Genomic DNA, 18,470 nt, shown 5'->3' on the forward strand with positions numbered 1-18,470 from the left:
ATGTCAGAAAATGCTCTTTATCGTTGTGAGCAAATCAGAGCCTGTGAACAACAGGCTACTTCTCAGTATCAATGGGACGAAAATACACTTATGTCTCGAGCTGGTGAAGAGGCATTTTCGCATATAATAAAACTTTATCCTCATATTCGACATCTTGCTGTGTATTGCGGCTCGGGAAATAATGCTGGTGATGGATATGTTGTTGCACGATTAGCACATGAACATGGATTAATGGTTACTGTCTATCAATGCAAGGCTTTGGCAGATTTGCCTCTTGCCGCTCAGCATGCAGCTTTGATGGCAATCAATGCAGGAGTTGATTGTCAACCCGCAGAGGAACCCTTAGATAGCGAGGCGGAGTTAATTGTTGATGCGCTGCTTGGAATAGGTTTAAGAGGACCCGTGCATGGGAATATTGCATCCGCAATTCATCAGATCAATGCAAGCGGTCTTCCGGTGATTGCATTAGATATTCCATCAGGCCTTAACGCCGATACAGGGCAGGTGGAAAATTTTGTGTTCAAGCTGATGCCACTCTAACATTCATCGCACAAAAATTAGGTATGTATACTGCAGAGGGTCCGGATCATTGCGGAGATATTTATTGCTGTTCATTAAGTTTAGAGGCCTGTACGCATCAATTAGCCCCTGCGGCACGTTTGTTAAATTCTACTACTCTATCTTTGCCTCTTGCTAAGCGTAAAAAAAACTCACATAAAGGAACTTATGGTCATGTTTTAATAATAGGAGGAGGACCAGGTATGCCTGGAGCTGTTAGTCTTGCTGCAAAAGCAACACTGAGAACGGGCGCCGGAGCAGTTACTGTGGCAACTTGGCCTGAATACGCAACGAGTGCTTTATCTTTAATTCCTGAAGCGATGGTAAGCGGTATTAAAACAGCGAAAGACTTAAAACGACTTTTAGCAAATGCTTCTGTTTGTGTTATAGGGCCTGGGCTTGGTGAAAGTGACTGGGCGATTGATCTGTTTTTAACAGCAATTACTTCGCAATTACCTATGGTGATCGATGCCTCAGCACTGAGATTATTAGCGAGCAATCCGCAAACTGACGATAATTGGATTTTAACGCCTCATCCAGGAGAGGCTGCGAGCCTTCTAGCTTGTTCTACTGATTCGATTCAGAAGGATAGGTACCTAGCAGCAGAAAAAATTCAACAACACTATGGTGGTGTTGTCATATTAAAAGGTGCGGGTACAGTGATCCAGACAGCTGAAAAAAGTACTTTCGTCTGTCCACGGGGAAATCCCGGGATGGCAAGTGCGGGTATGGGTGATGTGTTGAGTGGTATTATTGCTGGTTTTTGCGCCCAAGGTTTTTCTCTGGCACAAGCTGCACAATATGGTGTTTGGGTGCATGCAGTTGCGGGAGATCGTGTAGGGGAAAAGTTAGGTGGAGCGGGGTTACTCGCTAGTGATTTATTAGATGCTATCCCATCTGTATTGAACTATTCCGAATGATGAATACAAATCAATCTAATGAGCTAATACTGGATTTACCAGACGAAAAATCGAGCGTACGTTTTGCATCTCGTTTGGCTTCATGTCTTTGTCCTTCTTTAATCATGACTTTTAGTGGCGATCTGGGTGCAGGAAAAACCACGATCATTCGTGCCATGTTAAAATGCTTGGGCGTGCAATCTGCAATTAAAAGCCCTACTTTTTCATTAGTAGAAAGTTATACATGTCATAACCTGCTTGTGCATCATTTTGATCTGTATCGAATTCATCATGAAGAGGAATTAGAATACTTAGGATTTCGAGATTATTTTACACCTGGTAGTATTTGCTGTATTGAATGGGCAGAAAATGCTGGATCAGCATTGCCTTATATAGATATTCGTTTTAAGTTAAACATGAAAGGGGCTGGACGTGAAGTGCAAATAATAGCATTGAGCGCAGCTGGTGAAAAAATTTTAGCTCGCCTGGCAGGAGAAACATGATCGTTCGCTTATGGATTTTTGTTGTATTATGTCTTTGGTCTATTGTTACATCGAGCGCTCAACTTAAAGCGATTGTTTTAAAACAACAAGGAAACCAAACATCCCTATATTTCACAATCGCCGGACCTTTTACACATAAGCTATTTTCATTAAGTCAACCCGAGCGAGTAGTATTGGATTTAAAAGAGACTCAATTAGCCGTGGATTTAAATCAATTGGGTTTGATTAATGGTTTAGTGAGAAAAGTGCGTAGCGGACATTCTGAGCCTAGAACGTTACGATTAGTTTTTGAAGTAAATCAAAAAGTACTACTACGCTCCTCTCCCTGGCGTCCTAATGGGACTTATGGGGGAATACGAGTTGATTTAGTACACAGCGGTCGCTTTGTCGCGCCGGTTGCTGCGAATATTCCTAAAAAAGTTTTGCCCATGATTCCAAAGACGCCAACAAAACAGCTTCAACAACCTATAAAACAAAACGTTAGCGCATCGCGACCGCCAGTACAACCCATCTTGGCAAATCAAGCACCTATCAAGGTCAGTAATAAACCTACTCGATTGCGTGATGTAATTGTGGTTTTAGATGCAGGTCATGGTGGTAAGGACCCAGGTGCTCGTGGCCCGCACAATAGTCGTGAGAAAGATGTGGTATTAGCAATTACTTTAAAATTAAAGCAATTGATTGATAGGCAGCCTGGTATGCGAGCCGTTTTAACGCGTTCCGGAGATTACTATGTAGGCCTGCGTCAACGCTTGAATATAGCCCGAAGACATAATGGTGATATTTTTGTTGCCATTCACGCAGATGCATTTAATAATCCACATTCTCATGGCGCTTCAGTATTTGCTTTATCACAAAGAGGAGCAACGAGTGAAGCTGCGCGTTGGCTTGCTGAAAAGGAAAACTATTCTGAATTAGGTGGCGTGAATTTAGGTGATTTAGATGATCAGAATGGGGTGGTGCGTTCTGTATTAATTGATTTATCACAAACCGCTACGATTAATGCCGGTTTGCAAATGGGAGGACGCGTTTTAAACCAATTGGGTAATTTTACTGTTCTACACAACCAAAAAGTAGAACAAGCTCGGTTTGTTGTTTTAAAATCCCCCGATATCCCTTCAATTTTAGTTGAAACAGGATTTATTTCGAATCCTATTGAAGAGCGAAATCTCACGAGCCCTGCTTATCAAGCTCGTTTGAGTCAAGCCATTTTTCAAGGGATTAAAGGATATTTCTGGGAGAATCCGCCACATGGATCACGTATTGAAGCAATGGCAACGAATAAGATTCATTTAGTTAGAACAGGTGAAACTTTGCCTGCGATAGCCGCTCGTTATCGTGTCTCAGTCGCGGCGTTACAATCAGCAAATAATTTGCGAGGCATTAGTAGGCTTAGACCAGGCCAGAAATTGGTGATTCCTCCAGCATGGGCATGAGAATTCGACAGTTACCACCATTGATAGCAAATCAAATAGCTGCTGGAGAAGTAATAGAGCGCCCCGCATCTGTAGTAAAAGAATTACTCGAAAACTCTTTTGATGCGGGGGCTACGGCAATTACTGTTGAAGTGAATTATGGTGGCCTTAATCAAATTAAAATTAGCGATAATGGTGTAGGAATTGTAGCTGAAGATTTGCCTTTGGCTATTGCGCCACATGCTACGAGTAAAATTAATTCGCTTGATGATTTATATGCAATTGATAGCATGGGGTTTCGTGGTGAAGCATTGGCCAGTATTGCATCAATAGCTAAGGTCAGCATCAGCTCTAAGCCTGCGCTGCAAGAAACAGCGATGATGCTGCGAGTAATCGGCACAGAAACAACATGTGCTCCTTGTGCCCGTGCAGTAGGAACAACCGTAGATGTTGTTGATTTATTCTTTAATGCACCAGTACGAAAACGTTTTTTAAAAAGCGAAAAGCTCGAGTTTCAGGCAATAGAAACAGTAGTCAAACGTTTTGCTTTAAGCGCGCCTAAAATTGCGTTAACGCTAAAACATAATGGCAAGCAGGTATTCTATCTTCCAGCGGTGATAAGTGAACAATCGTTATTATCACGAATGACGCGTATATTGGGTAGTGCGTTTGTTCAAGATGCAATTTATCTTGATGTGGATCACGGCTCAATGAAATTGCGTGGTTGGATAAGTGGCATGAAATTTCAGCGTAGTCAAAGTGATCGCTTATGGGTTTATATCAACGAACGAATGGTAAAAGATAAATTAATTCATCATGCATTAAAACAGGCTTATGATGGCTTATTACATCCTGGTCGCTTTCCTGCATGTGTGTTGTATTTAACAATAAATCATGCTGAAGTTGATGTGAATGTACATCCTACCAAGCATGAAGTGCGTTTTCAGCAGCCCCGGCTAATTTTCGATTTTTTTACCTCACAACTAGCTGCGGCATTAGAAACCCAAAAAAAGACAAATCACGAAACTGTATGTGACTTAAACATGGCAGTCAACCAAGCAAAAGAGATTTATGAGCCTTATCCCAAACTCGCTCTAATAAGCGAGCAAGTTAACTCAGTTGAGCAAAGGTGGGTTATTTTAAATAACCACTATATTTTGGTCTTTCTCCATCAACAGCCCTATGTTGTTAATCTTTCCGCTTTACAGCAATTTAAAGTACGGCAACAACTGGCTGGATTTTCTTTCCCATTAGCAAGTAGGCCTTTATTGGTCCCAATTCGTTGTTCTTTTCCTTACAAAATTGTTTCAAACCTGCCAGATTTAATTCAATCTTTAGATCAATTAGGAATACATGTGGAACATTTGGGTGATCAGGATGTGTTAATTCGGAGTATTCCTCTTTGTATGCCCTATTTGGATTTACGTTTATTTATAGAAGCCCTAACCGGGTTGGAGGTAATAAACTCTTCTAAGTTGACTGATCTCATGATTCAATCTCAAGTTTTTGATCCTAGATTATTAAGTTCCGAGGAGAAAATGGAGTTAAATGAATTGTTATTGAAGGTACATGCTGAGAAAAATAAAGAAGCTGGATTGTTTAGAGCACTAACTGTTGAAGATTGTCGGAATTTATTAGATGTCTAATTTGATTTTTTGTTTAATGGGACCTACTGCGGCAGGGAAAACTGCTTTAGCTTGTGAGTTAGTAACACATTATCCTTTTGAAATTATTAGTGTCGATTCGGCAATGATTTATAGGGAAATGGATATTGGAACTGCTAAACCGAGTTCTAAAGAGCTAGAGCTGGCTCCTCATCATTTAATTAATATTAAGGATCCAGTAGAGTCCTATTCCGCAGCTCAATTTTGCAGCGATGCGTTATCTTTATGTGAGGAGATCTCGCGTAAGGGTAAAATCCCTTTATTGGTTGGGGGAACTATGATGTATTTTAATGCACTGCAAAAAGGCTTGGCGGTGTTACCGGAAGCCTGCCCTGTTGTACGAGAGCAATTAGAAAATGAAGCTGCTTTGCACGGTTGGGAGAGACTTCATCAACAATTAATGCACATTGATCCTGATACGGCTAAACGGGTTCACGCTAATGATACGCAACGAATTCAACGCGCATTAGAGGTATACTATTTAAGCGGAAAAACTTTATCTGCATTTTTTGAGCAGCAAAAAGAAAAAGAGGTACATCATTTTATCAATCTTATCCTTTTTCCCCAAAATCGAACCTGGTTACATGAACGGATTGCGCAACGTTTTAAGCAAATGTTAGAGACAGGGCTTATTGAAGAAGTCGTACAGTTACAGCAAAAATGGCCATTAGCTATAAATTTGCCGGCGATGCGTTGTGTAGGGTATCGACAAGTTCTAGAATATCTGCAAGATGCTTATGATTATTCTACAATGGGTGAGAAAGGAATTGCTGCTACACGACAATTAGCTAAGCGTCAATTAACCTGGTTAAGGCATTGGGAAGAAGCATTATATTACGATCCGCAAAATATAGCTTTTCACGATCAGATTCTAGCGAAAATTAGGGAAATATTAGATAATTCTAAAAAAACGTTTTAAAGGACCATTATGTCAGAAACTAAATCCATACCCGCGAGTACTCAAAAGAATTATGTAGTACATCGTGATGAATTACCACTAAGTTGCCCAACAAAAGATATGGTGTTATGGAATGCGCATCCAAAGGTTTACTTACCTATTGAAAAAACAGGGGTAGAAGTTTGCCCTTATTGTGGTTCACGATTTGTTTTACAGAATGATTAAATAATAGGTTAGGCCCACTTGCCATTGACTCAAGGGATTTCTCTTTACTCCCAAGTCTCGCGATTTATTTGCGGGATTCAGAAATCCTTCACCACCATTAGATCTCGAGGACAAGCTACGGGACATCGACTGGGGCACTTAAGTTAATGGCTGTGTTGTTTAGCCTTCTATGTTCCATGTATATTCGAACGGTTGGAGTTGAACGTAGGTTGTGAGAGAATTTTTCTAAAAACCAACATAAGGCATTGCTCAGAAACGCTTTATCACAATCCGCTAGATACGCCCGTTCTCTGATAGAGACTGACCACCTATATGATTAATTCGATTTGTATTGTAAGATTATCTGCCTTAGGTGATGTTCTAATGGCTGTTCCTCTTATTAGAACTTTACAGGCTAGTTTCCCAGAAACCAAGTTGACTTGGATTATCTCCAAACCTGCTTTTGACTTAGTGGAGGGGATGGAGGGTATTGAGTTCATTTTAATTGATAAGCCTAAAAGTATTAAAGATTATTGGTATTTTAAAAAGCAAATGAAAGGTCGTAGCTTTGACGTACTTTTAGCACCACAAGCAAGTCTTAGGACAAACTTACTTTATCCACTGATTCGAGCGAAACGTAAAATAGGCTATGATCCTCATAGAGCGAATGATGCCCATGGATTGTTTGTTAATGAACGAATTCAGCCAGGATTGGAACATACTTTAGATGGGTTTTTAAAATTTGCTCAAGCGTTAGGGATACAGGAACGTGTGATTCGCTGGGATTTACCTATTTCTCCTGCTGATTATCAATGGGCTGAACATCATTTGCCCAAAGAGAGCCCCATTCTGGTCATTAATCCTGCAGCGAGTAAACCAGAGCGTAGTTGGCCGGTTGCGCGTTATATCGAAGTCTTACAAACAGCCAAAACTCGTTGGAATGTGCAAGTGGTCATTACCGGTGGCCCCAGTGATTTTGATAAAAGTCTCGCAGAGCAAATTATCCAGGTTATTCCTGCAATGAATCTTGTGGGCAAAACCAAGCCAAAACAATTGTTAGCGCTTATCAGTAAAGCAACAGTTGTCCTGTGTCCTGATACAGGGCCTTCGCATATGGCTACAGCAGTGAATACTCCTGTTGTCGCATTGCATGCTGTAACCAATCCTCTTATTTCCGGCCCGTATCTTTTTCAACATTTAGTAGTGAATCATTATCCTGAAGCAGCAGAAAAGATTTTAGGAAGCAAATGTATCGAAAAGGTATGGGGACAACATGTGCATGGTGATGAGCCTATGCAATTAATTTCTGTTACAGAGGTTCTGGAAAAGCTTTCTTTGGTTTTAGACAACTCTGAAAACACTAAAGTGTAGAGACAACACCCCTGAAGTTTTTCATGGATTTCCAGTTTGAATTGGAACCTGAGTTTATGAATATTGTTTTTATTCAATAAACTCAGATTCACTACTTAAGATGATAAAAAACGCATTGATATTTAATTAGATACCACCAGCTGAGGTTTTTTTTCCACGTTATCGGAAGTGTTGTTTGCGGTGATGCTCGACATACAACCGCTCCAAAAAGGATGGGTTGTGGATTTGCTCGTTGATGGTTTCTGGGACGCAGACGGTTCTTGAATACAAATTGATTCGTTGTTATGTCTGGGCGTATGTTTATTCATTTTAGAATGAGATCCTTCGAATGAAAGTTCTGGGGCATCTTCTTTTATTTTTTGTTGCAAATGGTCTAGCGGCTGTTGTTTGAAACGATAAACGTTCATAAAGGTAATACAGGCTTGCGTAATCATTAATGCGACACAGACAACGGGGTTAAGAGTAAAAATTGCTGCAGCAGGGATTGCAGCACTATTATAAATCAAATTCATCGCTAAATTTTGATTGATATTAGCTACGGTTTGTCGTGAAATTGCAAAAGCTGAGGCAATAGGTAGTAACGTGTCATTGTGAATGACGATGCCAGCTACTTGTTGGGTTAACTCATCACTGCCCTCGGAGGCTATGGCAATGCCTAGATCAGAGGCTGCGATAGCTTCAGCATCATTTCCTGCATCGCCTATCATGGCGATTTTTCGCCCTTGTTTTTTTAGAGCCTGAATATAGGCTGTTTTTGATCTATGATTGTTTTCCATAGAGCTTGCAATGCAGTTGGCATAAACTTTTTCTATACCAAGAGCTTTTGCATAACGAAAAGCAGTTTCTTCATCAGCACCGGTGCATAAATGAATTTCTTTTCCCATGTGCTTCAATGCATTAATGGTATGATGTGCATCTTTACGTAAAGGATCGGTTAACACCATAACCCCAATGATTTCTTGGTTGCGAGCGACATAAACGAGTTGATCTCCCGCTGCTAACGGTGGGTGTTTCAACTCTGACGGTATTGAAATTCCTTTCTCGCACATTAACGCTTTGCTACCAATAGTATAGTGGCTATCTTGCACTACTCCACTTACTCCAGAATGATAAGTTTCATCAAGCTCCGTTACATCTAATTTTTGTTTGCTTTCCTGATGAGCAAAAGAATAAATTGCTTTGCCTGTGGGGTGGCTTGATTTCTTTTCTAAAGATCCGCAAATGGAAAGAAACTCTGCTTCTGATAATTTACTGTTATCCAATAAATAAAGATTTTTTACTTTAGGGATCCCGGTGGTTAACGTGCCGTTCAAGTCAAAAATTACAGTATCGATTTGTTCCGTTTGTTGTAATGTTTTTGCACTTTTGAATTGCACGCCATTTTCTGCCGCTTTATGCATGCCAGTGTTTACTGCTAGGGGGGTAATAAGACCCAAAGTACAAGGACACGCACTGACTAAGACAGAAATTGCACATTGAATAGCTACAGCAGCGGGAAAAAAAATCCCCATAATCACTCCGGAGATAACTGCTAATGCAATTACTGTAGGAATAAAGTAAGCCAATAATTGTTCTGTCTTTATTTCAATGGGCGCTTTTTCTAATACGGATTGCTCTATTGAATCATCAAGCCGTTTTAGATAAGAGTTTGTATGCGTATGAGTAACTCGGATTTTTAACGGATTTGTATTCTCTGCTACACGCATCCCTGCCAAAACCTTTTTTTCAGCTGAAAAATAATGAGGTAGGGTTGCTCCTGTAATAATTGTATCGTAAACAATGCTTTCATTCAGACAGACACCATCAAGTGGAATAATTTCACCGGGATGAATGACAAGCACATCATTGATTTGAATATGCTGTAAGTTGATTTCTTCAATATCAAGAGCAATTTGTTTTCTTGCAATTTTAGGTGCTCTATCTTGAAAGCGGACGGTGCTTATTTTTTCTTTGATTGTTTCTTCTATGGCAATTCCTATGTGTCTAAAACCATAGATGAGTAGTCCGGCTTCAAACATCATGGGCAGCCAGGGGACAAACAATGAGGCAATGGAAACAACCAAAATGGACAGTGAACTTAGGGCAAATAAACTATCCATGGTTAAGATACCTGTTTTAGTTAATTTTGACCAAGCTTGATAATAAGAATTTGCTCCTAATGTCAAAGTAGCTAAAGTACTGAAAATGGCTATTGGAAGCATAACAGCAAGGGAGCCTCCTGTAACAAGGCAAGCAATAAGCACAGCAAGTCCTGCCATACATCCTATGGCACCAAGAAACCAATGTGAGGCTAAAAGCGTTTTTATTTTTGTAATGAGGGAGTTCCAAGAAAATGTTTGTTGATCTTGTTTTTGGGGCGCATTTTGCTTCGTTATTTTTTCAGTTGATTCAGGGGTGTATTCATATTCTCTACAGCTAAATCCAATATCATCAATCTCTTCTTTTAATTCTGACCAAATTATTTGATGTGCACGTGTATCTTCATCGTTATCAAGGGTTACAATCGTTTTTTTAGGATCAGCTGTTGTAATCGCTGCATGAAAGTATTGTAGTTTGTCGCCAAATTTATTTCTTAAGCAATGTTTTATACCGTTGCTGCAATTGATGCAGGTCATTCCGTCAATATAAAAAACGTAAGTTTTAGACATATAGGCTCGCCAATTTAAAGGTTAATGATTAACTTGGAAATAGCGACTGGGTCCTATTGTGCGAGCTAAAAGCACTGAACCTGCTGAAATTTTAACTCGCCACCAGGAGCCAACTGCTAGTTCTAGGTTTGAGGCTTAATGATTATTCTTATAGCCGATACTCCATGATTTTCTGCAGTTGATGTCGTTATACCTATTTGTCTGCAGATAATTCCGAAACATGTATTGTTTAATTTTTAAATGCAAAGTGCTGCATTTTTTTCTTAAAAACAGGACGTTACGATTTTGCTTGAAATAATATCATATATGGCATTTTTTGCACCTTTTTTATTAAGCTAATGAGATTCAAAGTGGGGAGGTTATTGATGTTTTGGCTAAGAACGTATTAATTTTATTGAGGTTAAATTAATACGAGTGAAATGTCCTGGGCAAAAAAGTATTTACCCAGGAAAGAGTTACGAATATTTATTGTTGTTGCTGTTGTGTAAAATCAGCAGAAGGTGCAGTTGAGCGAAGGCTTTGCATTAATAGGATAGTGTTGGTTAGCAACAGACGTTCGTGGACTTGGCGATCTAAGTACATTTGATAATTAATCTCAGCAAGTAAAATGGCGATTTCTTTTTCTACAGTAACAGAAGACGCATTGTTAATCTGACTAATCCATTGAGTATTACCTGGTTGACCAGTTTGGCCTGATTGAGTCACATTCGCAGGATTAAAAATTCTCCATGTTGCCATATTAAATTCATTCAAAGCTTGGCTGGTTGGTGGAGAGCTAGGAATTTGAACATAGTTAGCAAGCGGTTGTTTTGGAGTTTGGGGTAACCTTTTGGATAAAATGTAATACAAGTTACTGATTCCTACGGAATTTTGAGCAGCATAAGTACGTAAACTTGCAAGATATCGAGATAGGGTATCCTGAGCCTGATGTTGTTGGTTAGGTGTAACTGTACTGTTAGTAGAAGTAGCTATGGCCTGACCATACAGATTATCATAATCTTTCCAGTTAGGTAATTTTATTGGAGCAACACTGCCAGAAACATAGCGAATAAAATTGGCTGCTTGTTGTGCCTGGTTATCTGCAGTTAATCCTTGTGTTGCACCTTGCTGTTGTTGTCCTCCTGATGTTTCTTCGCTTTGAGTTGTATACATTAAAGGAGCTGTTAATGAGTTGCTGTTAAGTTGTCCTAAAAATTGCTGAATGTAATTGTAAGAAAAAAAGGTAGTTGAATCAGGAATAGTTCCTATGACATTGTTAGAAACAAGTGTCTCAGTAAGGTAATTGCAGTTTTGATCCCATGTACTTCCATCATAACTCATACAATAGCTGTAATCGGGTGTGCCCAAAATGTTTAATACGGATTGAGATACTGGATCGGAGATTTGACTTGAACTGTTTGCAGTTCCTTGCGTTGATGCTTGACCGGTTTGATCAATGAGTTGATTGACACCTATCCCAGTTGTAGATTGGCTCGAATAATCTTGGAAAGTAGCATTAGCATAAGGATTTATCGTTCCCGCAATTGCAGCATCAGTAGGTACAAATTGTCCTAAAGAGCTGCTGTTAAAACTATTAAACGGAATTGACCCTAAGTAGGTATAAAATAGAGAAACTTGTGCGAGTTGTGTTGATGTTAAGTTAAGAAGGGTTTGGCTAAGGCTAAAGTTTTGAATTGTGTTGGTCGGAGACTGGGTTATATCATAACCTATGTATTGCCCCCAATTTTGCAAATATTGAACTACTTCTTGCATGCTGCTGGACATTTGTTGCGAATTATACAAGCCCGTTGCATTATCTGCTGCGGCAGGAAAAGTCGTAAGGCAAAGCAGATTAAACAATGCAAATTTAGATGGTAATTTCATTTATTCTTCCCCTTCGAGTGCACGTAAAACAAGTTTTAGACGATACTGACAAAAAACTCGCGACAACAACCTTAAGCGTTCAAACACAATGTTTCTTTTAAGAAAAACTCCCGCGGGATCATTGCTTCCAGTGCTAGTCTCTTCCGCATGTATTAAAATACGCGAAGCACTACCGGGGTGAACTGTATCAATTGCTTGGAGTAAACGAAGTCCCCTGCCGGATTTGATATTTCCCACAATGCGGATAAATTTTTCTTCTTCTGCTAAGAGGCCCATATCGATTTTTTCTATGTCATCAAGTTCTTTGCCTAATTGCTCCATAGCTTTCTCAAACTCTGGATTTCCATCCAGAGTCCAGTCTTCAACGCTCTCCATAAACGTGATAACTTTATAGATCATAGGATCAATATATTCAAACCAGTACTTGGCTGAGGCTTCATGGCTTAAATCAGGCATTTTTTACTCTTTCTTTACTGTAAATATGGAATGGACGAACTCTATACTTACTACTATAGTATATTATGAAGGGTAAAAGAAAGAAGTAAAAAATATGAAAAAACACCATCGTTCACGCATTGGAACTTTATTCTCACAAATATTTAAAATTCGCATTTGGTTTGATTGGGAGCGAATAAAAGCAATTACTGTATCTTTGGGGAATGGGATTAAACACTTGTTTGTACCTCATCAAAATATTGAAACGGAAGAGTCATTTACTGATGCTACAATGAAATTTGGGCTCAGTGATGAAATTTTGCTGTCCAAACAAAAAGCATTATTTCGCCTAAGTATGTTTATGATGTTTCTCGCAGTTTTAATTTTGGGTTATGCTGGTTATCAGCTTTATTCGGGGTCTATAAAGGCTTTTGTCGTGAGTCTTGTAGTTACTTTAATCGCATTGGTTTTAGCCTTCCGCTATCATTTTTGGTACTTTCAAATTAAAAATCGAAAGCTTGGATGTACTTTTAATGAATGGTATAGAAGAGGTTTATTGGGGGAGAAGAAATGATTAAATTGGCAGTGTCTCTGCTTCTCTTTTTAGTTCCTGGTTTGGTTTTAGCAGATGGTTCTTTGAGTTTTGCACCTCCTGCCAGTGATTATTCAGTCGTATTTCTGGGCAATTTATTCGGTGTTGTTGATGGGGTTTTAAGCGGTACCGGAAGCCAGATTATGGGCGCTATGTTTGGCGTATTCAATGCGGCGGTTCTGGCGCTTGGCGGGATTGTAATTTTATATACGCTCATAGTTGCCACCATGAACACTGCTCATGAAGGTCAAATGCTTGGCCAAAAGTGGTCCTCCATTTGGATTCCAATTCGTTCTACAATCGGTTTGGCATTATTGATTCCCAAAGCATCCGGTTATTGCATGATGCAGATTTTTGTGATGTGGGTTGTAGTACAAGGAATAGGAGCCGCAGACAAAGTTTGGGATGCCGCACTCAGTTATTTAAATCGTGGTGGTGTGATTATTCAAGCACAGCAGATAAATCCTGCCTCACAATTCACGTCAAATCCTGGCTCGGGAATTAATGGTATTGCTACGGGTGCAGAAACCATACTTGCAGGACAAGTATGCATGTTAGGTTTACAAACTCAACTCCAAAATACGAGACAAACCTATCTCGATCAGCAATCAAAAAATACTGGGCCTTGCAATAGTGCTACTTCAGGCTCTGCTATGGATACGTTTTGTAAGACGACGGTTCCTGACTTTTTAAGTACAGTCAATGCAGTAACAGTGCAAACTGAAAATCCAAATCCGGCAAGTCAATCATGGACTGTTGACATGCCTAATTTTGACACCAATTCCCCTTATTTTTTCTTGAATGGGATCTGCGGTAGTATCAGTTGGGAAAGTATTACTAAAAACCCGGCTTTCAGTAGTTTGTCAAGTTACAATTTGAATGGAATCAATCCTAATGCCTCTTCAACTCCGACAAATAATTCAAATAATACAAATAATACTACGATAAACAAAACGACTCTATCTCCTTCAGAGGTTACCTTAACATTAATGTCTCGTGCTATTGCTATTCAGCAAATGTACTCTGATTTGTCTGGCACCGCTCGGTCAATCATTAGTAATGATCCACTAATGTCTACAAGCAATAACAACAGCAATAATAAGACCGCTACCGATTGGGCCAGTCAGCAATTTGGCATACCTTATACAGAAAATGGGAATGCGTGTTCCTCCCAGCAAGACAAATGCGTTTCTTGGGGACCTTTGCCAAGCACTTCAGGCGGCACTTTATTTACAGGGTTAGAGTTAATGAACGCGATTAATGATTATAATGGGATTATGATGCCCACCATTAATTTGGCGCGTATGATTAACTCCAGTAGTGATGAACAAGCTGCTACTGCCTTCATCTCTAAGGCAACAAGTCAGGGATGGCTCATGGCTGGTGCTTACTTTTTTAACCTGATAACCATTCAAGGTTCTTCAACAGCTAATGCAGGCCAAGTTGATTCCAATACAGGTTTGAATAACAGTGCCTTTAATTCTACTTGGGTAACGAGTCCATTTAAAGTGACTGACCCAGAGTCCGGCGCATCTACCTGTACTCAAGGAGGTGGAAGCTCAGGTAAAGATTTTTCTACTTTGTGTGTTTGGTTTAATCAAAATGCGACGGCTGTAACTCATTTAGAATCTCTGATAACTACAGATACTTCTAAAACTGGGGTACCTACTCCTTCACAAAACTTGCCGTTAGTGAGCGGGGATGCTTCATCAACCATATTTGGATTTTTGAATAATTCATTGAAGATGCAAACGCCTGGTCAGCCAGGGGCGGGACAAGTCACTTTTGCTCAAATCCCTAATTTTAATATAAATCCTCAACCCTACAAATTGCAACGACAATCATTTTCTTGCGGTGGTGTAAAACCATTTTACACAATCTGTATTGGACGAATCATAGGCGAGGTTGTTTATAATCTGATTATAGTAACTATATATAACCTCTTCATTGACTTGTTCGGGGGGATTATTGGAGTTGTCATCGCAGCCTTCTTAGAGACTCCACTCAAAGGATTGGCAGAAATTTTTAAGGCAGGCCTTGACATTATTGCCCAGCCAGGAATTAACCCAGTAATCGCTTTGGCTAACATGGGTAGCCAATACATCAATTTTGCTGGTAATTTATGGATGTATTTGTTGGGTTTGGCAGTTAGCAGTGCTTTAATTCCTATATTTGGTGTATTTATATTCGCACTCTTGACTCTTGCCATGCCGCTGGTCATTGCTTGGGTAGGAATCATGGTGAGTATCGGTTTTATCACGGCCTATTATGTTCCTGTATTACCCTATGTGATATTTGTGTTTGGCGGACTAGGTTGGTTGATAGTTGTGATTGAAGCGATGGTTGCAGCGCCGATTGTTGCTTTGGGGGTTACCCATCCTGAGGGACATGATGCCTTTGGTAAAGGCGAGGCCGCTATTATGCTCTTGCTCAATATATTTTTAAGACCTGCGATGATGATTATTGGATATATTGCGGCCATCGCATTGACTTATGTAGGTGTTTGGATTTTGAATGCGGGGTTCGATCAGGCGATTGGATTTGTGCAAGTGTTGCAAAAACAATCCCTAAATACGCTTGATGCTCAAAGTACTGTGTGGAAAGCGGTTGGCGGGGGAGGTGATTATTCGGATTGGAGTGGTGTTTATGCTTATTTCTTCTCCATACTTATCTATACGTCACTGTATTTAACGATCGTTCAAAAGTCATTTACATTGATTACTTATTTACCAGATAAGGTCTTGCGTTGGATAGGAGGTACTCCTGAAAGTATTGGTCAAGAAAGTGCACAATGGGGTGAGGAAGTAAAGGGTAAAGTGCAAGAGGCGGGTAAGGAGACGCAATCAGCGCAAGGCTCTATGGAAAAGACCATGGGTGGTATTGGTATGAAGGCTGTTGGTAAAGTTAAAGGAGCCCTGGGTAAAGCCGTTGGGGGCGGTGGCGGTACGAGTGGGGAAGGTATACAAGATGGTGGAGAGGCCGGAAGTAGTGGTGGTAGTAGCACCGGTGCCCAAAATCCTGGACCATCTTCTGGCTCAGTGGAATCGACACAACATGCAGGCGCACCAGGCGGTGGCGGCGGCGGTTCACCACCACCGATTTCAAAATAAGATATGAGGAACTTTAAATATTATGCCAGAATTATCCGCCCCAAATAGCACGATAACAAGTCATACTGATATTGTTAATGACAAGCTTAAAGAGCAAAATGCAAAAGTAGAGCAAGAACGATTTATGCTCGAATTATTTGCATTTTTGCAAAGAAAGAATGACTTGCTATTACAGCAGCAATCTGATCAATTACAAACTTCGTTAAAAAGTATTGCTCAGGACTGTGGCTATCAAGATCTTCCTACCGCATTGAATCTTGCAAAAAATGCCCGCGGTCAGACCGCATTAGTGAAGGCATTGCAAGATCAACAATTTGGCCTGGCAAATACCTTGCTTAATTCTGGCGCTCGCTATGATGAACAAGCCACAGCAGAATTTGATATTGCGATAGACAGTGAACGTGGACGAGAAGCACTGGCTAATCACACTATCAGTGCTCCCTCTTCTTATACGCCCTCAGATCCCAAAAAGTTGCATCTAGTCAAGGAGTATGGTTTAGTCTTAGGTATAGAAATGACGAGTAAAGATGGTACTCCATCTCAACGGGCACACATAGGCCCTGCATATAGTTTGATGACAGAATCAGTCAATGACTACAGTAAATCTTGTGCCAACCAACCGGTTAAAGATGACTTTACACAAATTGCGAATGCATTTAACTTTACAAATAATGTATCTAAATTTCAAGGTAGCAATCCTACCGGAACGCCTGAGGCGGGAAAGGAACTCTCTAAACGAATTCAAGCAGGAGAAGTAACAACAGTTCCTGTAAGCTGTAAAGGCCATGCTATGGGGTTGTCTTTTGCGCCAGTGGCACATGATCCGAATAAAACGTATTTAGTGTTTACCAACCGGGGAGAAGGTGCTGAGAAATCAGGTAAATTTGGAACCCAAATCTATGAGGTAGATAAGCGCGATATTACCCCCGAGTTTATCAACAAGATGATGAATGGCCACTTTAAAGGACACTCACATGATGACATAATGAGTAATATTCAGCGGGTCACTAAAGGTAAAGAACCTGTTTCTCACATACAACAAAGTCCACAAAAGTACGACAACTGCTCGATTGCTAATGCTCGATCCAACATTCAAGGAATACTTCTTTGCCAAGAAGCAAATCGCAAAGGCGGCTTTGATAAAGTGAACAAAGACGAGGTCAAGGAGCGGTATAAAGATTTTAGCGATGATATGAAAAGTAAAAAAGTTCAAGAACTGGCAAAAGCTATCACAAAAAATCCAGGAAATTCGGATTTAAAAGCATTAGCTCAAGGCTACATAGATAAACCGGGTAGTAAATTTAAGCATCATTTAGAAAGTGCAATGTCCGAAGAACCTTCTATGCGTAGGAAATCTCCATAATTCTAGAATTAATCTCATATAAAATGATGGCGTTAATTTGTGCAACTAATATGGATTAGAGATTCCACGCAAAAATTCACTCATCTCAATAGGCTCTTGACCAATTCTTAATGAATGACGCACAAAATTTGCTGCTTTTAATATATTTTCTAAATTGTATTTTTTTAGTTGAATTGAATGTAAATAGGCTACAAAAAACTCTGTTTTTAAATTTCCTATGCCTCTTCCCATTCCTGCAAGTGTCACATCAATAAAACGTACTCCGGCACTTAGAGCTGCTAATGCATTGGCTTGAGCTAAACCAAGATTATCATGAGCATGAAATCCGAAAGAGATAGTTGGGTAGATGTTCAGGTATCTTGCATAAAGTGATTTAACCTGTTGTGGCAATAAACTGCCATTAGAATCAGCGAAATAAATGATATCTGGATTGTAATGATTGATTTGTTGCATTACTTCATCAAGCTCAATTTCTTCATAGCAAGAGCTATGGGTTAAATTAATTGCAACATTCATATTTGCGTTTCTAGCCATTTTTATTTTAGGCAGAGCGGATTCAAGTTCACCCTTTGGAATACAAATCCTTAATAAATCAATACCGCATTCTTTTAATTCAATTAAGTCATTTTGGGTTACATTATTGGGATAAATCATTACGGCTATTTTTGCTCGTTTAATTAATGACTTACAAAGAAATAAATATTCTTTGGCACACCATCCCGCTCTACCTATATCCATAGGTACTAAAGAGCCGTTACGATAGCCAATTTCAATGTATTCGATGCCAGAGTCATCAAGTGGTTGAAGAATTTCTTTTAATTCGGTGTCTGTGAAATTAAAATTGGTTCTATGTCCTCCATCCCTTAACGAGGTATCTAAAAGTATTATAGGCTCGCTCATATCATTCCATATACAAAACATCACTCTCTAATAATTATAGTCAACTT

Annotated in this window: 13 protein-coding genes and 1 pseudogene; 10 read left to right on the plus strand and 4 right to left on the minus strand. The window is 39.7% G+C overall.

The window, feature by feature from the left end:
- The 7 genes and pseudogenes from EL220_RS01510 (at position 1) to EL220_RS01540 (ending at position 7,512) form a co-directional block, all read left to right on the plus strand.
- Positions 1 to 1,478, plus strand: a pseudogene (locus EL220_RS01510) (NAD(P)H-hydrate dehydratase).
- The gene (gene tsaE / locus EL220_RS01515; RefSeq protein ID WP_027270888.1) at positions 1,475 to 1,960 is read left to right on the plus strand and encodes a tRNA (adenosine(37)-N6)-threonylcarbamoyltransferase complex ATPase subunit type 1 TsaE; all 486 of its coding nucleotides are present in this window, start codon (positions 1,475 to 1,477) and stop codon (positions 1,958 to 1,960) included. Before EL220_RS01510 ends, tsaE begins: the two are co-directional and overlap by 4 nt.
- A complete protein-coding gene (locus tag EL220_RS01520; protein WP_027270889.1) occupies positions 1,957 to 3,396 on the plus strand; it encodes an N-acetylmuramoyl-L-alanine amidase family protein in 1,440 nt (479 codons plus the stop codon). The genes tsaE and EL220_RS01520 overlap by 4 nt, the downstream gene beginning before the upstream one ends.
- The gene (gene mutL, locus EL220_RS01525; RefSeq protein WP_027270890.1) at positions 3,387 to 5,021 is read left to right on the plus strand and encodes a DNA mismatch repair endonuclease MutL; all 1,635 of its coding nucleotides are present in this window, start codon (positions 3,387 to 3,389) and stop codon (positions 5,019 to 5,021) included. The genes EL220_RS01520 and mutL overlap by 10 nt, the downstream gene beginning before the upstream one ends.
- A complete protein-coding gene (gene miaA / locus EL220_RS01530) occupies positions 5,014 to 5,958 on the plus strand; it encodes a tRNA (adenosine(37)-N6)-dimethylallyltransferase MiaA (RefSeq protein WP_027270891.1) in 945 nt (314 codons plus the stop codon). Before mutL ends, miaA begins: the two co-directional genes overlap by 8 nt.
- 9 nt (positions 5,959 to 5,967) lie before the next feature.
- Positions 5,968 to 6,162, plus strand: coding sequence for a zinc-finger domain-containing protein (locus EL220_RS01535; RefSeq protein WP_027270892.1), 195 nt, complete (start codon positions 5,968 to 5,970; stop codon positions 6,160 to 6,162).
- 312 nt (positions 6,163 to 6,474) lie between these two features.
- Positions 6,475 to 7,512 (plus strand): glycosyltransferase family 9 protein, encoded by a 1,038-nt coding sequence (locus EL220_RS01540; protein WP_027270893.1) that lies wholly within the window; start codon positions 6,475 to 6,477, stop codon positions 7,510 to 7,512.
- Between the two features lie 122 nt (positions 7,513 to 7,634).
- On the opposite strand, the gene EL220_RS01545 is transcribed toward EL220_RS01540, so the two are convergent.
- From EL220_RS01545 to icmW, 3 genes are all read right to left on the minus strand, one after another.
- On the minus strand, positions 7,635 to 10,160 hold the full coding sequence (locus EL220_RS01545) for a heavy metal translocating P-type ATPase (protein ID WP_027270894.1): 2,526 nt from the start codon (positions 10,158 to 10,160) through the stop codon (positions 7,635 to 7,637).
- A 465-nt stretch (positions 10,161 to 10,625) separates the two neighbouring features.
- Positions 10,626 to 12,023 (minus strand): type IVB secretion system protein IcmX, encoded by a 1,398-nt coding sequence (icmX, locus tag EL220_RS01550; protein ID WP_027270895.1) that lies wholly within the window; start codon positions 12,021 to 12,023, stop codon positions 10,626 to 10,628.
- Complete coding sequence (gene icmW, locus EL220_RS01555) at positions 12,024 to 12,479, minus strand: type IVB secretion system protein IcmW (RefSeq protein ID WP_027270896.1); 456 nt, start codon at positions 12,477 to 12,479, stop codon at positions 12,024 to 12,026.
- Between the two features lie 94 nt (positions 12,480 to 12,573).
- Between icmW and icmV the strand changes: the two genes are divergently transcribed.
- Genes icmV through ankD form a run of 3 tightly spaced genes read left to right on the plus strand, consistent with a single transcriptional unit; the run spans position 12,574 to position 17,523 of the window.
- Entirely contained in the window at positions 12,574 to 13,032 is a 459-nt protein-coding gene (gene icmV, locus EL220_RS01560) for a type IVB secretion system protein IcmV (protein WP_027270897.1), read from the plus strand.
- Positions 13,029 to 16,160 carry a type IVB secretion system protein DotA gene (gene dotA / locus EL220_RS01565; RefSeq protein ID WP_027270898.1) on the plus strand — a complete coding sequence of 1,044 codons (3,132 nt, stop codon included), beginning with the start codon at positions 13,029 to 13,031 and terminating at the stop codon, positions 16,158 to 16,160. Before icmV ends, dotA begins: the two co-directional genes overlap by 4 nt.
- A gap of 22 nt (positions 16,161 to 16,182) precedes the next feature.
- A complete protein-coding gene (gene ankD, locus EL220_RS01570) occupies positions 16,183 to 17,523 on the plus strand; it encodes a Dot/Icm T4SS effector AnkD/LegA15 (RefSeq protein WP_027270899.1) in 1,341 nt (446 codons plus the stop codon).
- 45 nt (positions 17,524 to 17,568) lie between these two features.
- Here the strand turns inward: ankD and EL220_RS01575 are convergent, their stop codons facing one another.
- The gene (locus tag EL220_RS01575; protein WP_027270900.1) at positions 17,569 to 18,423 is read right to left on the minus strand and encodes a beta/alpha barrel domain-containing protein; all 855 of its coding nucleotides are present in this window, start codon (positions 18,421 to 18,423) and stop codon (positions 17,569 to 17,571) included.
- Between the last annotated feature and the right edge of the window lie 47 nt (positions 18,424 to 18,470).

Origin of the sequence: Legionella sainthelensi (assembly GCF_900637685.1) — a bacterium.
GTDB lineage: Bacteria > Pseudomonadota > Gammaproteobacteria > Legionellales > Legionellaceae > Legionella > Legionella sainthelensi.